The organism is Pedococcus sp. NPDC057267, assembly GCF_042668795.1.
Classification (GTDB): domain Bacteria; phylum Actinomycetota; class Actinomycetes; order Actinomycetales; family Dermatophilaceae; genus Pedococcus.
The window spans coordinates 1-17,702 of record NZ_JBHUYG010000092.1 but is presented as its reverse complement, the minus strand read 5'-3'; the positions used below and the strand labels follow the sequence as shown (position 1 = coordinate 17,702).

The following is a 17,702-nucleotide window of genomic DNA, read 5'->3' as shown; positions in this document are numbered from 1 at the left end:
CTGCTGCGCGATGCGGCGCTGCCGGCACCGGCCGCGCGCAGGGCGACGCGGCCGACGGCCGGCTCGCGCCGACGGCGCCTGGACGCCAAGAAGCAGCGCGGTCAGCTCAAGGCGGGCCGGGGCCGCTGGAGCGGCGAGGGCTGAAGTGGTCCGGGTGGGGCCGGCACGCCGTCCCCTTCCCTCGGGGGCCGAGGCCCTCAGCCGGCGGAGGTGAGGACCACGACGAGGTCGAGGCAGTCGTCGTCGGCCGGGCCGAGGACGAAGTCGTCGGCGGTCACCGACGCCACCAGCGCCCGGACCGGGTCCGGCCAGAGGTCCGGGTGGCCGGCGACGGCGTCTGCCACGGGTCCGTGGGCCGCCTCCCAGGCGCGCAGCCGGGTCCCGTGGTGCAGCCCAACCACGGTGGCCGCGTGGCCGGGCAGCCAGCGGCCGAGCTCGGTGGCGAGCTCCTCCGGGTCGTACTCGCGGCAGTGGTACGCGTTCGGCGGCGTCTCGTGCCGGCCGAGACCGGGGGAGAAGGTGGCCCGGTTGGGCGTCGACAGCACCAGGGCGCCGCCCGGCCGGGTCACCCGCGCCAGCTCGCGCACGTACTCGCGCGGGGTCCAGATGTGCTCCAGCACCTGCAGCGAGACGGTCGCGTCGACCACCGCGTCGGCGAGCGGCAGCGAGGTCAGGGCTCCTCGCAGGTATGCCGCGTGCGGCCCGGCGTGGTGGCGCGCCGCGTGCGCGCACGCGGCCGCGTCGTAGTCGAGGCCGACCACGCGCACGTGGGGCCAGGCGGTACGCAGGAGGTCCGCGGCATACCCCTCACCGCTGCCCGCGTCGAGGACGACGGCGGGCGTGGAGGGCAGCAGGTCGGGCACGGCGGCGTAGACGACCTCGTGCCGGCGGAACCAGTAGTTCTCGTGCCACACGCCGGGGACCGTGCGCTCGCCGGTGATGCAAAGCGGTGTGTCCACCGTCACCTCCTGCGGGGTCCTGCGCCCACCCGTGGTGAGCGTCACGCGCCTCCCGCGTGGGGAAACCCGGTGCGGGCTGTAAGGATGGCACCTGACCAGATTTCGCTCCCACATGGAAGAGGACGATCAGCGCATGAACATCGTCGTCTGCGTGAAGTACGTGCCGGATGCACAGTCCGACCGCACGTTCAACGAGTCCGACAACACGACCGACCGGGTCGGTGTCGACGGGCTGCTCTCCGAGCTCGACGAGTACGCCGTCGAGGAGGCCCTGAAGATCGTCGAGGCCGGCGAGGGTGAGGTCACCGTCGTGACCGTCGGCCCCGACCAGGCCGCCGACGCGCTCAAGAAGGCCCTGCAGATGGGCGCCGACAAGGCCGTCCACGTCAAGGACGACGCCATCCACGGCTCGGACGCCCCCGCCACCTCGCTCGTCCTCGCCGAGGCCGTCAAGAAGATCACCGGTGGCAGCCCCGAGCTCGTTCTCACCGGCATGGCCTCGACCGACGGCACCATGAGCGTCGTCCCGGCGATGCTCGCCGAGCGCCTCGGCCTGCCGCAGGTCACCTTCGCCTCGGAGCTGACCGTCGACGGCGGCTCGGTGACGATCCGCCGCGACGGCGACGCCGCCTCCGAGACCATCACCGCCTCGCTGCCCGCGCTGGTGTCGGTCACCGACCAGATCAACGAGCCGCGCTACCCCTCGTTCAAGGGGATCATGGCGGCCAAGAAGAAGCCGCTGGAGGAGTGGAGCCTCGCCGACCTCGGCGTCGACCCCTCGCAGGTCGGCCTCGAGGCCGCCTGGACCAAGGTCGAGTCGTTCACCCAGCGCCCCCCGCGCCAGCAGGGCCAGATCGTCACCGACGAGGGCGACGGCGGCGCCAAGCTCGCGGAGTTCCTCACCGCCCAGAAGTTCGTCTGAGCCGGCCGGACCAGCAGGAAGGAAACCAGATACCCATGGCTGAAGTTCTCGTCCTGGTCGACCACGCGAACGGCACCGTTCGCAAGACGACCGCCGAGCTCCTGACCATCGCCCGCCGCCTCGGCGAGCCCTCCGCCGTCTTCGTCGGCGACGGCTTCGACGCGGCGAAGGAGACCCTCGCGAAGTACGGCGCGGAGAAGGTCTACCGCGTCGAGTCCGCTGACGTGACGGGCCACCTCGTCGCCCCGCAGGCCGAGGTGCTCGCCCAGCTCGTCGAGAAGACCTCCCCGGCCGCCGTGCTCATCCCGAGCAACAGCGCCGGCAAGGAGATCGCGGCGCGGCTGTCGATCAAGACCGAGTCGGGCCTGATCACCGACGCCGTCGACGTGCAGGCGGGCGAGGGCGGCGGCGTGTCCACCACCCAGTCCGTCTTCGCCGGCTCGTACACCGTCAAGGCGACCGTCACCAAGGGCACGCCGATCATCACGGTGAAGCCGAACTCGGCCGCCCCCGAGGAGGCTGCTGGTGCGGCCGCCGACGAGGTCGTCGAGGTGAGCATCTCCGACGTGGCCAAGGCCGCGACGATCACCGAGTCCAAGCCCAAGGAGGCCACCGGCCGTCCCGAGCTCACCGAGGCCGCGATCGTGGTCTCGGGTGGCCGCGGCACCGGCGGTGACTTCTCGCCGGTCGAGGCGTTCGCCGACAGCCTCGGAGCGGCCGTCGGCGCCTCCCGCGCGGCAGTCGACGCCGGCTGGTACCCGCACACCTCGCAGGTCGGCCAGACCGGCAAGCAGGTGTCGCCGCAGCTGTACGTCGCGTGCGGCATCTCCGGTGCCATCCAGCACCGCGCCGGCATGCAGACCTCGAAGACGATCGTCGCCGTCAACAAGGACGAGGAGGCGCCGATCTTCGAGCTCGTCGACTTCGGCGTCGTGGGCGACCTCTTCCAGGTCCTGCCGCAGGCCACGGAGAAGGTGCAGGCCGCCAAGGGCTGACAGCCCCCCGCACGGACGGAGCCCCCGGACCCCCCTCACGGGTCCGGGGGCTCCGCGGCGATGCCGCTGGGCTGTCAGCGGATCGCGTCCGCGGCGGCCACGCCTCCACCTGCGCCGGCGTCGCCCCACCGGGCCCAACGAACCTCGGCGCGCGCGGTTACGGACCAACGGTGGTGAAGACCCGGGAAGGGTCGCCCAAAGCAACGTCGGTTGGACGACGACAGCAGCGTCGGTCGGACGACCCGTAAACTTTGCGGGTGACCGCATACCTCGACCATGCCGCCACGACGCCCTTGCGCGCGTCGGCGCTCGCGGCCATGACCGAGCAGCTGCAGGTCACGGGCAACGCCTCCTCGCTGCACACCGCCGGACGCCGGGCCCGCCGCGTCGTCGAGGAGTCGCGAGAGCAGCTCGCCCGAGCCCTCGGCGCCCGCCCCTCCGAGGTCGTCTTCACCTCCGGCGGCACCGAGTCCGACAACCTCGCCGTCGCCGGCACGTTCGCCGCCCGTCGCGAGGCCGACCCGGCCCGCGTCCGCATCGTCGCCAGCGGGATCGAGCACCACGCCGTCCTCGACTGCGTCGAGCACCTGGTGACGCACGAGGGCGCCAAGGTCACGTGGGTCGAGCCCGACGAGCTCGGGGTCGTCAGCGCGGAGGCCGTCCGCGCGGCGATCAGCGACGACCCCGGTTCGGTCGCGCTGGTCACCGTGATGTGGGCCAACAACGAGGTCGGAACAGTGCAGCCCGTGGCCGAGATCGCCGCGGTGGCGCACGAGCACGGCATACCGGTCCACACCGACGCGGTGCAGGCGGTCGGCCACGTCCCCGCCGACTTCGCGGCCAGCGGCGTGGACCTGATGACGGTCACCGCGCACAAGCTGGGCGGCCCGGTCGGCGTCGGCGCCCTCCTCGCCCGGCGCGACGCGGTCCTCTCGCCGCTGACGTTCGGCGGGGGCCAGGAGCGCCAGGTCCGCAGCGGCACCCTCGACACCCCGGCGATCCGGGCGTTCGCCGTCGCGGCGCAGGAGGCGGTGGCCGAGCTCGACGCCGAGGCGCAGCGCCTCGTCGCGCTGCGCGACCGCCTCATCCAGGGGGCGCTCGACCTCGGCTACGGCATCACCGTCGGGGGAGTGTGGCAGCCCGGCGACACGACCGGCCGCCTGCCCGGCAACGCGCACCTCCTCGTCCCCGGTTGCGAGGGGGACTCGCTGCTCTACCTGCTGGACGCCGCCGGCGTGGAGTGCTCGACGGGGTCGGCCTGCCAGGCCGGTGTGCCGCGGCCGTCGCACGTGCTGCTCGCGATGGGCCTGTCGGCGGAGCGGGCCCGCGGCGCGCTGCGCCTGACGCTCGGCCACACCTCCACCGACGCGGACGTCGACGCGGCGCTCGCCGCCATCCCCACGGCCGTGGAGCGCGCCCGCCGGGCGAGCGGCTGGACCGGCTGATGCGCGTCGTCGCCGCGATGTCGGGCGGGGTCGACTCGGCGGTCGCCGCCGCCCGGATGCTCGACGCCGGTCACGAGGTCGTCGGCGTCCACCTGGCCCTGTCGCAGTCGGCGGCGACCCTGCGCGAGTCCGCGCGCGGCTGCTGCACCATCGAGGACGCCGGGGACGCGCGGCGGGTCGCCGACGTCCTCGGCATCCCGTTCTACGTGTGGGACATGGCCGAGCGGTTCCGCCGCGACGTGGTCGAGGACTTCGTCGCCGAGTACTCCGCCGGCCGCACGCCGAACCCGTGCCTGCGCTGCAACGAGAAGATCAAGTTCGCCGCCCTGCTCGACAAGGCGCTTGCCCTCGGCTTCGACGCGGTCGCCACGGGGCACTACGCCCAGGTCGTCGAGCGGCCGGACGGCACCCGCGAGTTGCACCGGGCCGTCGACGCCGCCAAGGACCAGTCCTACGTCCTCGGGGTGCTGGACGCCGGCCAGCTCGCCCGCGCCTTCTTCCCCCTCGGCGACACCACCAAGCCGCGGATCCGCGAGGAGGCGCGCGAGCGCGGCTTCTACGTCGCGAACAAGCCGGACTCGCACGACATCTGCTTCATCAGCGACGGCGACACCCGCGGCTGGCTCGCCGGGCGGCTGGGGGAGCAGCCCGGCGAGGTCGTCGACGCCACCACGGGAGCCGTCGTCGGGACGCACACCGGCGCCTACGCGTACACCGTCGGCCAGCGCCGCGGCCTTGGGCTCGACCGGTCCTCGCTCGACGGCACCCCGCGCTACGTCGTCGACGTCGACACGACCGACAACCGGGTCACCATCGGCACCGCCGAGCTGCTCGGGGTCGACGCGATCCGCGGCGACCACGCGCGCTGGTGCGGCACGCCGCCCGAGGGCGTGGTCGAGGTGGGTGCGCAGGTCCGCGCCCACGGCGAGGAGGTGCCCGCGACCGCCTGGGCGGAGGGGGACGAGGTGCAGGTACGCCTCGGGTCCCGGCTGCGCGGTGTCGCGCCGGGGCAGTCCGTGGTCCTCTACGAGGGCACGAGGGTCGTGGGGTCCGCGACCATCGCCTCCGCCTGGCTGGAGCGCTGAGCGCCCGTATGCCGGACCGTCCGGAGGTGCCCGACCGCACCATCCACGACGGGGCGCCGCTGGCGCGGGTGCGGGCGCTCTGCCTGGCCCTCCCGGGCACGGAGGAGCGCACGTCCCACGGCGAGGCGACCTGGTTCGCGGGCGGCCGCCGGGCGTTCGTCATGGCCGCGGACCGGCACCACGACGACCGGGTCGCGTTCTGGGCCGCGGCTCCCGACGGTGCGCAGGAGGCGCTGGTCGGCGCGGACCCGCGACGGTGGTTCCGGCCGCCCTACGTCGGGCACCGCGGCTGGGTCGGCGCCTGGCTCGACGTCGAGGACGTGGACTGGGACCGCGTCGAGGAGGTCGTCGAGGACGCCTGGCGCTGCGTCGCCCCGAAGCGCCTGCTCGCCGAGCACGCCGCCGCCGGACCCTCGGGCGCCTGACGTCCGACCGGCCGACGACCAGTTCGCGCCGGCAGCCGTGTGGCGGGCGCGACGCGCCGTTCGCCCACCCGAACCGGTCTCCCGTCCGCCCGTGCGCGGTTGCCGGTCACCCTCCCGGACCCCGGCCTCGCCCGGTGTCGGTGGGCGTCGCTAGCCTCCATCCGTGGCACGCGCGACCGGCATCGGATCCCTTCCCGGCACCGACGTCCGGGAGGCGCTCAAGGGTGTCCGCGAGATCCTGGGCGACGGGCACCTGCCCTACCTGCCCGAGCTCCCCGCGCGCGGCCCGGGTGCCGACATGGTCGGCCGTGGCGCGGCCCTCCTCGTGGAGCTCCCGGTCGACCTGCAGCCCTCGGGCTGGCGGTTCGTCGACCGCCCCGGCCGCGACGCCGAGCGGGCCGCCGCCTACCTGCGCCAGGACCTCGACGAGCTGGCCGAGGCGTTCGACGGCTACGAGGGCGACCTCAAGGTGCAGGCCACGGGGCCGTGGACCCTGGCCGCCGCCGTCGAGCTCAACCGCGGCGAGAAGGCCGTCTCCGACGAAGGGGCCGTCCGCGACCTCGTCAGCTCCCTGTCCGAGGGCCTGCGCGTGCACCTCGCACGCATCCAGGCCCTGGTCCCCGGTGCCCGCCTCGTCCTGCAGCTCGACGAGCCGTCCCTGCCCGCGGTGCTGGCGGGTCGGCTCAGCACGGCGAGCGGCTACGGCCACCTGCGTGCGGTCGACCCCCAGGTGGTGGCCACCGGCCTGCGCGACGTCTTCGGCGCGGCGCCCGAGGGCACGGTGACCGTCGTGCACTGCTGCGACCCCGGCATACCGCTGCCCCTGCTGCGCCAGACCGGCACCGGTGCCATCGCGCTCGACACCACCGGGCTCACCCCGCAGCGCTGGGAGTCGGTCGCCGCGACCGTGGAGTCCGGTGTCCCCGTGTGGGCGGGGTGCCTGCCCACGGACGGCTCGGGCACCGCCCGCGCGGCGGCGGCCGCCGTCGAGCGCGGCTGGACCGATGCCGGTATGCCGCGTGCCGGGCTGGGCGACCTCGTCGCCACCCCCGCCTGCGGGCTCGCCGGGCTCACACCCGAGGGGGCCTGGCGCGTTCTACGCGCAGCGGTCGACGTGGCCGCGGAATGGTCCGAACGAGCCGAGAGTTGACGCCCCAGTGAGCAGCACCGTCGCCGCCCCAACCAGCACCCCCGACACGACCACGCCGGCGGCGCCGCGGGTGCCCTGGCAGGCCAAGTACCTCCTGCTCGCCCTCATCTGGGGCTCGAGCTTCCTGCTCATGAAGGTCGGGCTGCGGACCATGGCGCCGCTGCAGATCTCCGGGCTGCGCATCCTCGCCGGGACGCTGACCCTGCTGGGCCTGCTGTCGGTGACGGGCGGCCGGCTGCCGCGCGAGCCGCGCGTGTGGGGCCACCTCGCGGTGTCGGGCGTGTTCCTGACGGCGCTGCCGTTCAGCCTGTTCGCCGCGGGGGAGGAGCGGGTCTCCTCCGCCCTGGCCGGCATCGGCAACGCCACGACACCGCTGGCCGCCGTCTTCTTCGCGCTCGTCCTGCTGCCCGCCGACCGGCTCTCACCGCGCAAGCTGGCCGCGGTGCTGCTCGGCTTCGTCGGGGTCGTCGTCATCATGCAGCCGTGGGAGTCCGCGGGGCGCCCGGACCTGCTCGGCTTCGGCATGACGCTGGTCGCCGGCGCCTGCTACGGCCTCGGCTGGACGTACAACCGCCGGTTCCTCGGCAAGGCGGACCTCGGCGGCCTGTCGATGCCGACGGCCCTGCTGCTCGTCGGGACCGCCCTCATGGTGCCGGTGGTGCTGGTCTGGTGGCTGCTGCACCGCGACGCGTACGCCGCGCCGTGGTCCGGCCACGCCGACACCGCCGGTGGTGGCTGGGCGCTGCCGCTGCTCGCCGTCCTCGCCCTCGGCGTCGTCGGCACGGGCCTGGCGTACATGCTGCAGTTCGACGTCGTCCGCGGCGCGGGCGCGACGGTGAGCACCACGGTGACCTACCTCATCCCGGTGGTGTCCGTCGTCCTCGGCGTCGCGGTCCTCGGCGAGCACCTCGCCTGGCCGCAGCTGGTGGGGGCCGCGGTCGTGCTCGTCTCGGCCGTCGTCATCGGCCTCCCCGCCCGCTCGCGCAAAACGGCAGTTGCGGACGTGAAACGGCCCTAGGGAACTGCCGTTTCGTGACAGCAACTGCCGTTTTGCGAGGGGCTGAGGTCCCGCCTACGCGTCGGCGGGCTTGCTGACCTCGCGGCGCAGGATCTTGCCGGTCGCGGTCTTGGGCAGCTCGTCGACCTGCCAGATGTGGCGCGGGTACTTGTAGGCGGCGATGTTGTCCTTGACGAACTGCTTGACCTCCTCGAGCGTCGCGGTCGCCCCCGGCCGCAGCGCCACCGCCGCGCCGACCTCCTCGCCTAGCAGGTCGTCCGGCACCGAGACCACGGCCGCCTCGACGACGTCGGGGTGCTGGTAGAGCACCTCCTCGACCTCGCGGGGGTACACGTTCATGCCGCCGCGCAGGATCATGTCCTTCTTGCGGTCGACGATCGTGTAGTAGCCGTCCTCGTCCACGGTGGCGAGGTCACCGGTGCGGAACCAGCCGTCCGGGATCGCCTCCTTGGTCGCCTCCGGCTTGTTCCAGTAGCCCTTCATGACGTTGTCGCCGCGGATCGCGATCTCGCCGACGCCCTCGCCCGGGCCGACGTCCTGGCCGTCCATGCCGACGAGCTTCATCTCGCAGCCGGGGATCGCCACGCCGATCGTGCCGGGCTTGCGCTCGCGGTCGGGCATGTTGAACGACGCGACCGGCGAGGTCTCCGACAGGCCGTACCCCTCGAGGATGATGCAGCCGAACTTGTCCTCGAACGCCTTCTGCACCTCGTGCGGCATGGCCGACCCGCCCGAGCAGCAGACCCGCAGCGACGAGGCGTCCATCCCGTCCGAGCGCGGGTGGTTGAGGATCGCGGCATACATCGTCGGCACGCCGAGCATGATCGTGACCCGCTCCTTCTCGATCACCTCGATCGCCTTCTCGGGGTCGAACCGGGGGATGAGCGCGAGTGACGCGCCCGCGACGACGGCGGCCTGCAGGCCCACCACGAGCCCGAACACGTGGAACAGCGGCAGGCAGCCCATGACGACGTCGTCCGGGCTGGTGTGCTGGATGTCGACGGAGCTGCGCTTGGCGTTGAGGTGGATGTTGGAGTGGGTGAGCTGGGCGCCCTTGGGCCGCCCGGTCGTGCCCGAGGTGTAGAGGATGAGGGCGTCGTCGTCGTCCGCGCGCTCGGTCGGCGCGGCGATCGGCTCGCCGTCGGGCAGGACGCCGTCGACCGGGCCGAGCGGCGTGCACTGGACGATGGTCGTGCCGGAGTTCTGCGCGCCCTTGGTGGCCTCGTCGACGAAGTCGGGCCACACGAAGGCCACCTTGGCCCCGGAGTCGGTGAAGAAGTAGTCGATCTCGCCCGACTTGAGCAGCGGGTTCATCGGCACCACGACGCCGCCGGCGAGCAGGATGCCGTAGAACACCACCGGGAACGCCGGCACGTTCGGCAGGATGATCGCCACCCGGTCGCCGGGCTCGATGCCGGCCGCCCGCAGCTGCCCCGCCACCTTCGCCGCCATGGCGTGGAGCTGGCCGTAGCTGATGCTGTTGCCGTCGATGCGGATCGCCGACTGCTCGGGGGTCCGCTGGGCGGTGGTGGTCAGGTCGGTGGCGAGGTTGGTCATCGGGGCGCTCCACTCCGTCGGGGACGTTTGGCTGCATCCTCCCTGCTCGCACGGTCTTTGGCTACGGATCCGCCGTATGCCGGGGGGCTGCCACCCCGGACAACGCGCCGGGCCGGCGCGCGGTGCCCGCCGCGGGGCCGCCGCCGCGGTGCCCGCCGTCGCGGGCGGGACGTCGGTGGGGTGCGGCAGGATGAGGCGCGTGAGTGAGAACGGCTCGAGCGCTGCTGCCCCCGACACCCTCGCCTCCGAGGTCGTGCCCGACGAGGCGCGGCACGAGTGGGCCGACCTCGCCGACCGAGCCAGCGCGGCGCAGTTCGCCTACCACGTCAAGGACGCGCCGACGATCAGCGACGCCGAGTACGACCAGCTGATCCGCCGGCTCAACGAGCTGGAGGACGAGCACCCCGAACTCCGGTCGCCGGAGAGCCCGACCCAGCAGGTCGGGGGAGCGGTGTTCTCCACCGACTTCCAGGCCGTCGACCACCTCGAGCGGATGCTGTCGCTGGACAACTGCTTCTCGCCCGAGGAGCTCGCGCAGTGGGCGGGGCGGGTCGAGCGCGACGCCGGAACCACCGACTTCCACTACCTCTGCGAGCTCAAGATCGACGGGCTCGCGGTCAACCTGCTCTACGAGAACGGCCGTCTCACCCGCGCCCTGACCCGGGGAGACGGCCGCACCGGCGAGGACGTCACCAACAACGTCCGGACCATCGACGGCATACCGCACCAGCTCGCGGGCACCGACCACCCGGCCCGGGTCGAGGTCCGCGGTGAGGTGTACTTCCCGGTCGAGGCGTTCGCCGACCTCAACGCCTCGCTCGTCGAGGTCGGCAAGGCGCCCTACGCCAACCCGCGCAACACGGCCGCGGGGTCGCTGCGGCAGAAGGACCCCCGCGTCACGGCCAGCCGTGGGTTGCGGATGCTGGTGCACGGCATCGGGTTCCGTGAGGGCTTCGACCTCACGCGGCAGTCCGGGGCGTACGAGCTGTTCCGCGCCTGGGGGCTGCCGATCTCGACCCACTTCAAGGTGCTCTCCACGGTCGCCGAGGTGCAGGAGTACGTCGCGTACTACGGCGAGCACCGGCACAGCGTCGAGCACGAGCTCGACGGGATCGTCGTCAAGGTCGACGAGGTCGCGCTCCAACGACGGCTGGGGTCGACGTCCCGGGCGCCGCGGTGGGCGATCGCCTACAAGTACCCGCCGGAGGAGGTCAACACCAGGCTGCTCGACATTCAGGTCAACGTCGGCCGCACCGGGCGGGTGACGCCGTTCGGGGTCATGGAACCGGTCGTGGTCGCCGGCTCGACCGTCGAGCGCGCCACGCTGCACAACGCCGACGAGGTCAAGCGCAAGGGCGTGCTCATCGGCGACACCGTGGTGCTGCGCAAGGCCGGCGACGTCATCCCCGAGATCCTCGGGCCGGTCGTGGACCTGCGCGACGGCACCGAGCGCGCGTTCGTCATGCCGACGCACTGCCCGTCCTGCGGCACCGAGCTGCGCCCGGAGAAGGAGGGCGACAAGGACATCCGCTGCCCCAACGCCCGCACCTGCCCCTCGCAGCTGCGCGAGCGCCTGGCCGGCCTGGCCGGGCGAGGGGCCTTCGACATCGAGGCGCTCGGCTGGGAGGGTGCGGGGGCGCTGCTCGACTCCCGGGTCATCGAGGACGAGAGCGGGCTGTTCGGGCTGCGCGACGAGGACATCGCCCGTGTGCCGCTCTTCACCCGGGCGGCGAAGAAGACCGACCCCGAGGACGCAGTCGTCGACGGCCGGGTGCTGTCCGCGAACGGCGCCCGCCTCGTCGCCAACCTCGAGCAGGCGAAGACCCAGCCGCTGTGGCGCGTCCTGGTGGCGCTGTCGATCCGGCACGTCGGGCCGACCGCGGCCCGGGCGCTCGCCCAGCACTTCGGCACGATGCAGGCGATCCGCGACGCCTCCCGTGAGGAGCTCGCCGGCGTCGAGGGTGTCGGCGGTGTCATCGCCGACGCCGTCCGCGACTGGTTCGACGGCGAGGGCAACGACTGGCACGTGCGCATCGTCGAGCAGTGGGCGGCCGATGGCGTGCAGATGGAGGACGAGCGCGACGAGTCGATCGAGCAGACCCTCTCCGGCATGACCGTCGTCGTCACGGGCTCGTTGGAGGGATTCAGCCGCGACGAGGCCAAGGAGGCGATCGTGGCCCGCGGCGGCAAGGCGTCGGGGTCGGTGTCGAAGAAGACCGACTGGGTCGTCGTGGGCGAGAACGCCGGGTCCAAGGAGGACAAGGCGCGCGAGCTCGGCCGTCCCATCCTCGACGAGGCCGGCTTCCGGCAGCTGCTCGAGACCGGCACGGCCACGCCGGTGGGCGGGTCGGGGGACGAGGCGGCGCAGGCCGGCGACGACACTGGCAACGACGACGACACTGGCAACGTCACAGGGGAGGACGCGTGATCACGGCCGAGGTGTACCTGCGGTTCTGTGACGAGGCGCTGGTGGCGATGCGGGACATCGTCACCGGGCTCGGCGACGACCTGGCGAACCGGCGGCCCGACCTGCCCGGCGCCAACAGCCCGGGCCAGATCCTCACGCACTGCCTCGGCGTGTGCGCGGCGTGGGCGTCCACGATCAACCTCAACCGCCCCGTGCCGCGGGACCGCGCCGGCGAGTTCACCGCGACCGCGCCGGTCGCCGACCTCGCCTCTGCCACCGACGCCCTGCGTGCCGACTTCGCCGGCTGGGTCCGCGACGCCCGGCCGGACGAGCCGCCCGCCCGTCCGGACGGGCGGGACGACTACGCCACGCAGGGCGAGGTGCTGCTGCACGTGTACGAGGAGCTGGCCCAGCACCGCGGCCAGCTCGAGGTCACCCGCGACATCCTCCGCGCGACGGCCTGACCCGCCGGGCTCCCGGACCCGCACCCCCGGCCCGGGACCCCTCGCCCGACGAGTCCGGTCAGCCAATCGCCAGGCCGGAGAAGCCGGTCCGCCCGTCGCCGCGCTCCTTGTGGCATCGGGCACAGCGGTCGAACCGCTGGCCGTCCGGGGTGTGTGCGGCCTCCCAGCGGTGGAAGGTGAGGCGGCAGCGCAGCGGTCTGGTGGTCGTGGCCATGATCGGCTCCAAGGGACTCGACGGGGTGTTGCGGACGGCGAGCCTCAGCGCCGGCACCCCGACGACGACCCGCACGCAGTAGGCGACCTGGGCGTGCGCCCCCAGGTCGGAGAGGTCGCTCACGAACTCGCGGCGGTAGCGGTCACGGACCTCGCCCCGGGGCAGCCCGAGGCTGGCCAGGCGCACCGCACGCCGGGCCCACGGGCGCGAGTGCCCGACGAAGCCGGTCAGCGACGGCGAGGGCCCGCCCGGCACCTCACGCCTCCCCGCCGAGGAGGCGTGGGACGCCGCGGGCGGCTGCCGACCGGTGCATCGCGGTGCGTGCGGCGACGGCCCCTTCGTCGGTGAGCCGGTAGTACCGGCGGGCCGGGCGTCCCTCGCGACTGGGGTCGATGTCCTCCCACGACGACTGCACCCACCCGGCACGCTCGAGGCGCGCCAGGATCGGGTGGATCGTCCCGCTGGGCAGGCCGGCGGCCGCCCCGATCGCGAGCCCGTACTGCTCGGCCCCCGGGTCCGAGAGCAGCGTCTCGAGGACGGCCCGGGTTGCCAGCGTCATGCGGGGAGGGTGACTCATGCTCGTACTCTACCTAGCTAGGTAGAGTACGAGCAAGGTGTTTCCGGCGGCCTGCGTGCACGGCATACCTGCACGTCAGGGGCACACCGGGCGCGCGGCCACTGTGTGCCGCCCCCACAGTGAGGCGCCTGCGGGCCGCGCGAACGATGGCCCCCATGCGCCCGACAACGACGTCACGCCGGCGGTACGCCGCCCTCGCCACCTCCGCAGCGCTCGCCCTCGGCGCCGCCCTGCTCACCGCCGGCCCCGCGGCCGCCGACAAGCCGCAGGGCGCGCACTGCGCCCGCGAGTCGAAGATCCGCGTCCCCGGCGCGGAGGTCCAGAAGACTGCCTGCCTCGAGGACCTCACCACGGCCGGCACCACGAGGACCGGGCACACGAACCCGAGCGACTGGGCCGGTCTCAACGCGCCCGGCACGGTGAACCCGACCGGCGTCCCCGGCATCCAGGTCGACGGCTACTTCCCCGACACCTCGACGTCGAACACGAACAACGGCTGGAACCACGACAGCCAGTTCGTCCTGCGCATCCCGGACCACTGGAACGGTGGCCTGGTCGTCAGCGGCTCGCCCGGCAACCGCGCGCAGTACGCCAACGACTTCATCATCAGCGACTTCGTCCTGGCCAAGGGCTACGCGTTCGCCGCCACGGACAAGGGCAACGTCGGCCTCACGTTCTACGACGACGGCTCCTCGCCCGGCGGCTCGGTCCGCGAGTGGAACAGCCGCGTCACCCAGCTCACCATCGCCTCGAAGAAGGTCCTGAAGCAGGTCTACGCCAAGGCGCCGGCGAGGACGTTCATGTTCGGCATCTCCAACGGCGGGTACCTCACCCGGTGGCAGCTGGAGAACCGTCCCGACCTCTACGACGGGGGTCTGGACTGGGAGGGCACGCTGTTCCGTGCGGACGGCCCGAACCTGTTCACCTACCTGCCGACCGCGCTGAAGAACTACCCGGCGTATGCCGCGACCGGCGACCAGGCCGCGCACGACGCGATGATCGCGGCCGGGTTCGTGCCGGGGTCGGAGTTCCTGTGGCCGTTTCACTACTCGGTGTACTGGGACCTCACCCAGCGCATCTACCGCGAGGAGTTCGACCCGTCCTACGACGGCGACCTCAAGGCGGGCACGCCGTTCTGCGCGAGTGGCACCCCGGCGTGCGACGCCGACTACGACTACGCGTCGCGGCCGCAGTCGGTGAAGGACGCCGTCGCGAGCGTCCAGCTGACCGGCCGCGTGGGCAAGCCGCTCATCACCGTCCAGGGCTCGCTCGACACGCTGCTGCCGCCGAAGACGGACGCGGATGTCTACGACCGGCTCATCGACTCGGCCGGTCGCGGTTCGCTGCACCGGTACTACACGATCACGGACGGGACCCACACCGACGGCCTGTATGCCGCGTTCCCCGACAGGCTGCGCCCGCTGCTGCCGTGCGCGCGGTCCGGCTTCGACGCGCTCACTGCGTGGGTGGACCGTGGGGTGCAGCCCCCGGCCGACCGGACGTACCCGCGTCCCGCGAGCGGCGACCTGGTCAACACCTGCCCGCTCTGACGGGCCCGGGTCGCTGCGACCCGCCGACGGACCGGGGCCGCCGGCCCCCGGGAGTCACTCCCGGGCGTCGGCGGCCTTGATCGCGAGCAGTGCCGAGCTCGCCTCGTCGATGATCGCCCGCATGGCCGCCGAGGCCGCCTGCGGGTCGCCGCTGCCGATCGCTTCCGCCACGTCGCCGTGCAGGCGGATCGCAGCCGGGTTGGGGTTGGTCGGCATGAGGTGGTGGTGGGTGCGGCCTGCCAGCACCTCCGAGACCACCGTCGACAGCGCCGCGAGCATCTCGTTGCCCGAGGCCTGGAGCATCGTCGTGTGGAACAGGGTGTCCGCGACGAGGTAGCCCTCGAGGTCCTGCGCCTTGGCGTGCACCCCCATCTGCACCACGGCGCCCACCATCGCGCCGCACTGCTCCGGCGTCGCGCGGAGCGCCGCGAGCTCGGCGGCGACGGGCTCGAAGCCGCGGCGCAGCTCGCCGAGGGAGACGAGCTGGTCCTCGCGCCCCGGGCCGGCCAGCCGCCAGCGGATCACCCGCGGGTCGAACACGTTCCACTGGTCCCGGGGACGGACACGCACGCCGAGGCGCCGCCGGGTCTCCACGAGGCCCATCGAGGCGAGCACGCGGACGGCCTCGCGCACGACGGAGCGGGACACCCCGAAGCGGGCGTCGAGCTGGTCGATGCGCAGCACCTCGCCGACCGCCACCTCGCCACCGACGATCTGCGCCCCGAGCGCGTCCAGCACGCCGGCGTGCAGGCCCGGCTCCGCGCCCTGCGGACGCGGGGGAGGGGCGGGGGCGTCGGCGCTGCGCGGCATACGGACAGCGTGCCAGACCACCGCCTTGTGCCGTGATGGGGACCACTAAGTCAGATTTATTGCTCGGAAACTCTTGTCAAACCGGTTCTGATGCGTCACCGTGGTGGGCGATGCGGCTCGACGACGAGCCCGGAGCCGGACGAAGGAGTTCGCGATGACCTCGACCTCACCCCCACCCCCACCGCTGGTGGTCGTCATGGGGGTCTCCGGCTCCGGCAAGACGACCGTCGGTGCCGCGCTCGCCCAGCGGCTCCGGGTGCCGTTCGCCGACGCGGACGACTTCCACCCCGAGGCCAACATCGCGAAGATGTCCGCCGGCGTCCCGCTCGACGACGACGACCGTCGCCCCTGGCTGGAGTCGATCGCCGCCTGGCTGGCCGAGCACGACGCCACCGGTGGGGTGGCCAGCTGCTCGGCGCTCAAGCGCTCCTACCGCGACATCCTCACGGCCCAGGCGCCCCGGACGACGTTCCTGCACCTGCACGGCGACCGGGACGTGCTCGCCCAGCGTGTGGCAGCCCGCCCGGCCCACTTCATGCCGGCCGCCCTCATCGACAGCCAGTTCGCCACGCTCGAGCCGCTCCAGGCGGACGAGCACGGTGCGGTCCTGGACGTCGCCCGCGCCGTCGACGACCTCGTCACCGAGTCCCTCTCCCTCCTCACCTCGAAGGACATCCACTCCGCATGACCACCGACCTGCTCCCGACGCTGCACCTGCTCGCAGCCTCCCCGGCGGCCGATGCACCGGCCATCCCGGCCGCCCGGCTCGTGCCCGCCGCCCTCATCGGCATCGCCGTGATCGTCCTGCTGATCACGAAGTTCAAGCTGCACCCGTTCCTGGGGCTGACGATCGGCTCGCTGGCCGTCGGCGCCGTGGCCGGGGTCGCCATGTCCGACGTCATCGACAGCTACAGCAAGGGCTTCGGGGCGACCGCGGCCAGCGTGGGCACCCTGATCGCGCTGGGCGCCATGTTCGGCAAGCTGCTCGCCGACTCCGGTGGAGCCGACGAGATCGTCGACACCATCGTGGGCCGCTCCTCGGCGCGCACGCTGCCGTGGGCGATGGCCGGCGTCGGTGCCCTCATCGGGCTGCCGATGTTCTTCGAGATCGGCCTCGTCCTGCTGATGCCCGTCATCTTCCTCGTCGCCCGCCGCTCGGGGCTGTCGATCATCAAGGTCGGCATCCCGGCCCTCGCCGGCCTGTCGGCGATGCACGGTCTCGTGCCGCCGCACCCGGGCCCGCTCGTGGCCATCGACGCGCTCAAGGCCAACCTCGGCGTCACCCTCGGCCTCGGCGTGCTCGTCGCCGTGCCGACCGTCGCCATCGCCGGTCCGCTGTTCGCCCGGTTCGCCGGCCGCTGGGTCGACGCCGCCACCCCCGAGCTGTACTCGACCCCCGAGGACGAGGAGCGCCAGGGCGCCAAGCTGGTCCGCCGCCCCTCGTTCGGCGTCACCCTCGTCGCCGTCCTCACCCCGGTCGTGCTCATGATGGGCAAGGCGCTCGCCGACATCCTGGCCGCCGACGGCAATGCCGTGCGCACCGTGCTCGACTTCCTCGGCACGCCGCTCGTGGCGCTGCTCATCGCCGTCGTCGTCGGGTTCTTCACCCTCGGCCGGGGTGCGGGCATGGGCACCCGGGCGCTCGCGACCTCGATGGAGAAGGCGCTGCCCCCCATCGCCGGCATCATCCTCATCGTCGCCGCCGGTGGCGGCTTCAAGCAGACCCTCGTCGACACCGGCATCGGCAAGCTCGTCGCCCAGTGGGTCCAGGGCAGCGGGATCTCGGTGCTCCTCCTCGCCTGGGTGGTGGCGGTCCTCATCCGCCTCGCCACCGGCTCCGCCACCGTGGCCACCGTCACCGCCTCGGGCATCCTCGCCCCGCTGGCGGCAGGCATGAGCACCGGCGAGGTGTCCCTCCTCGTGCTCGCCATCGGCGCCGGCTCGGTGTTCTTCTCCCACGTCAACGACGCCGGCTTCTGGCTGGTCAAGGAGTACTTCGGCCTCTCGGTCGGCCAGACCATCAAGTCGTGGTCGCTGATGGAGACCGTGCTGTCGGTCACCGGGCTCGTGTTCGTCCTCGTGCTGGGCCTGGTCGTCTAGCCGGAGTCGCCCCCAGGAACGTCG

The 17,702-nt window shown here is 73.1% G+C and carries 17 protein-coding genes; 12 read left to right on the top strand and 5 right to left on the bottom strand.

The features are described 5' to 3' along the window. Positions 1-197: 197 nt before the first annotated feature. On the bottom strand, positions 198-959 hold the full coding sequence (locus ACFUC1_RS16820) for a class I SAM-dependent methyltransferase (RefSeq protein WP_379121825.1): 762 nt from the start codon (positions 957-959) through the stop codon (positions 198-200). Between the two features lie 133 nt (positions 960-1,092). On the opposite strand from ACFUC1_RS16820, the gene ACFUC1_RS16815 reads away from it, so the two are divergent. The 7 genes from ACFUC1_RS16815 (at position 1,093) to ACFUC1_RS16785 (ending at position 7,999) form a co-directional block, all read left to right on the top strand. Then, on the top strand, positions 1,093-1,881 hold the full coding sequence (locus ACFUC1_RS16815) for an electron transfer flavoprotein subunit beta/FixA family protein (protein WP_379121823.1): 789 nt from the start codon (positions 1,093-1,095) through the stop codon (positions 1,879-1,881). Positions 1,882-1,916: 35 nt separating this feature from the next. Then, positions 1,917-2,876, top strand: a complete 960-nt coding sequence (locus tag ACFUC1_RS16810) for an electron transfer flavoprotein subunit alpha/FixB family protein (protein WP_379121821.1) — start codon at positions 1,917-1,919, stop codon at positions 2,874-2,876. 257 nt (positions 2,877-3,133) lie between these two features. Continuing rightward, positions 3,134-4,321: a cysteine desulfurase family protein gene (locus tag ACFUC1_RS16805; RefSeq protein WP_379121819.1), complete on the top strand. Its 1,188-nt coding sequence runs from the start codon at positions 3,134-3,136 to the stop codon at positions 4,319-4,321. After that, positions 4,321-5,406 (top strand): tRNA 2-thiouridine(34) synthase MnmA, encoded by a 1,086-nt coding sequence (gene mnmA / locus ACFUC1_RS16800; protein ID WP_379121817.1) that lies wholly within the window; start codon positions 4,321-4,323, stop codon positions 5,404-5,406. The genes ACFUC1_RS16805 and mnmA overlap by 1 nt, the downstream gene beginning before the upstream one ends. A 26-nt stretch (positions 5,407-5,432) precedes the next feature. Continuing rightward, a complete protein-coding gene (locus ACFUC1_RS16795; RefSeq protein ID WP_379121815.1) occupies positions 5,433-5,831 on the top strand; it encodes an MmcQ/YjbR family DNA-binding protein in 399 nt (132 codons plus the stop codon). A gap of 163 nt (positions 5,832-5,994) precedes the next feature. After that, positions 5,995-6,981: a methionine synthase gene (locus tag ACFUC1_RS16790; RefSeq protein ID WP_379121813.1), complete on the top strand. Its 987-nt coding sequence runs from the start codon at positions 5,995-5,997 to the stop codon at positions 6,979-6,981. A 7-nt stretch (positions 6,982-6,988) separates the two neighbouring features. After that, complete coding sequence (locus ACFUC1_RS16785) at positions 6,989-7,999, top strand: DMT family transporter (protein WP_379121811.1); 1,011 nt, start codon at positions 6,989-6,991, stop codon at positions 7,997-7,999. A gap of 54 nt (positions 8,000-8,053) precedes the next feature. Here the strand turns inward: ACFUC1_RS16785 and ACFUC1_RS16780 are convergent, their stop codons facing one another. Next, positions 8,054-9,556, bottom strand: coding sequence for a long-chain fatty acid--CoA ligase (locus ACFUC1_RS16780; RefSeq protein ID WP_379121809.1), 1,503 nt, complete (start codon positions 9,554-9,556; stop codon positions 8,054-8,056). A 190-nt stretch (positions 9,557-9,746) separates the two neighbouring features. On the opposite strand from ACFUC1_RS16780, the gene ligA reads away from it, so the two are divergent. Beyond that, the gene (ligA, locus tag ACFUC1_RS16775) at positions 9,747-11,984 is read left to right on the top strand and encodes an NAD-dependent DNA ligase LigA (RefSeq protein ID WP_379121807.1); all 2,238 of its coding nucleotides are present in this window, start codon (positions 9,747-9,749) and stop codon (positions 11,982-11,984) included. Further along, complete coding sequence (locus tag ACFUC1_RS16770) at positions 11,981-12,427, top strand: DinB family protein (protein WP_379121805.1); 447 nt, start codon at positions 11,981-11,983, stop codon at positions 12,425-12,427. Before ligA ends, ACFUC1_RS16770 begins: the two co-directional genes overlap by 4 nt. A 58-nt stretch (positions 12,428-12,485) precedes the next feature. Here ACFUC1_RS16770 and ACFUC1_RS16765 read toward each other — a convergent pair whose 3' ends face one another. Continuing rightward, positions 12,486-12,896: a hypothetical protein gene (locus tag ACFUC1_RS16765; RefSeq protein WP_379121803.1), complete on the bottom strand. Its 411-nt coding sequence runs from the start codon at positions 12,894-12,896 to the stop codon at positions 12,486-12,488. A 1-nt stretch (position 12,897) separates the two neighbouring features. Beyond that, entirely contained in the window at positions 12,898-13,200 is a 303-nt protein-coding gene (locus ACFUC1_RS16760) for a PadR family transcriptional regulator (RefSeq protein WP_379121801.1), read from the bottom strand. A 173-nt stretch (positions 13,201-13,373) separates the two neighbouring features. Between ACFUC1_RS16760 and ACFUC1_RS16755 the strand changes: the two genes are divergently transcribed. Next, positions 13,374-14,768 (top strand): tannase/feruloyl esterase family alpha/beta hydrolase, encoded by a 1,395-nt coding sequence (locus ACFUC1_RS16755; protein ID WP_379121799.1) that lies wholly within the window; start codon positions 13,374-13,376, stop codon positions 14,766-14,768. Positions 14,769-14,822: 54 nt separating this feature from the next. Here ACFUC1_RS16755 and ACFUC1_RS16750 read toward each other — a convergent pair whose 3' ends face one another. Beyond that, positions 14,823-15,578, bottom strand: coding sequence for a FadR/GntR family transcriptional regulator (locus ACFUC1_RS16750; protein WP_379121797.1), 756 nt, complete (start codon positions 15,576-15,578; stop codon positions 14,823-14,825). 154 nt (positions 15,579-15,732) lie between these two features. On the opposite strand from ACFUC1_RS16750, the gene ACFUC1_RS16745 reads away from it, so the two are divergent. Both ACFUC1_RS16745 and ACFUC1_RS16740 read left to right on the top strand, forming a co-directional pair. Continuing rightward, positions 15,733-16,266 (top strand): gluconokinase, encoded by a 534-nt coding sequence (locus tag ACFUC1_RS16745; RefSeq protein ID WP_379121795.1) that lies wholly within the window; start codon positions 15,733-15,735, stop codon positions 16,264-16,266. Beyond that, positions 16,263-17,678: a GntP family permease gene (locus ACFUC1_RS16740; protein WP_379121793.1), complete on the top strand. Its 1,416-nt coding sequence runs from the start codon at positions 16,263-16,265 to the stop codon at positions 17,676-17,678. Before ACFUC1_RS16745 ends, ACFUC1_RS16740 begins: the two co-directional genes overlap by 4 nt. Positions 17,679-17,702 lie beyond the last annotated feature (24 nt).

Bases quoted from the DNA above. Each gene is read 5' to 3' on its own strand.
- ACFUC1_RS16750 (WP_379121797.1), bottom strand. From the start codon at position 15,578: ATGCCGCGCAGCGCCGACGCCCCCGCCCCTCCCCCGCGTCCGCAGGGC.
- ACFUC1_RS16810 (WP_379121821.1), top strand. From the start codon at position 1,917: ATGGCTGAAGTTCTCGTCCTGGTCGACCACGCGAACGGCACCGTTCGC.
- mnmA (WP_379121817.1), top strand. From the start codon at position 4,321: ATGCGCGTCGTCGCCGCGATGTCGGGCGGGGTCGACTCGGCGGTCGCC.
- ACFUC1_RS16745 (WP_379121795.1), top strand. From the start codon at position 15,733: ATGACCTCGACCTCACCCCCACCCCCACCGCTGGTGGTCGTCATGGGG.
- ACFUC1_RS16760 (WP_379121801.1), bottom strand. From the start codon at position 13,200: ATGACGCTGGCAACCCGGGCCGTCCTCGAGACGCTGCTCTCGGACCCG.
- ACFUC1_RS16740 (WP_379121793.1), top strand. From the start codon at position 16,263: ATGACCACCGACCTGCTCCCGACGCTGCACCTGCTCGCAGCCTCCCCG.
- ACFUC1_RS16780 (WP_379121809.1), bottom strand. From the start codon at position 9,556: ATGACCAACCTCGCCACCGACCTGACCACCACCGCCCAGCGGACCCCC.
- ACFUC1_RS16815 (WP_379121823.1), top strand. From the start codon at position 1,093: ATGAACATCGTCGTCTGCGTGAAGTACGTGCCGGATGCACAGTCCGAC.
- ACFUC1_RS16755 (WP_379121799.1), top strand. From the start codon at position 13,374: ATGCGCCCGACAACGACGTCACGCCGGCGGTACGCCGCCCTCGCCACC.
- ligA (WP_379121807.1), top strand. From the start codon at position 9,747: ATGAGGCGCGTGAGTGAGAACGGCTCGAGCGCTGCTGCCCCCGACACC.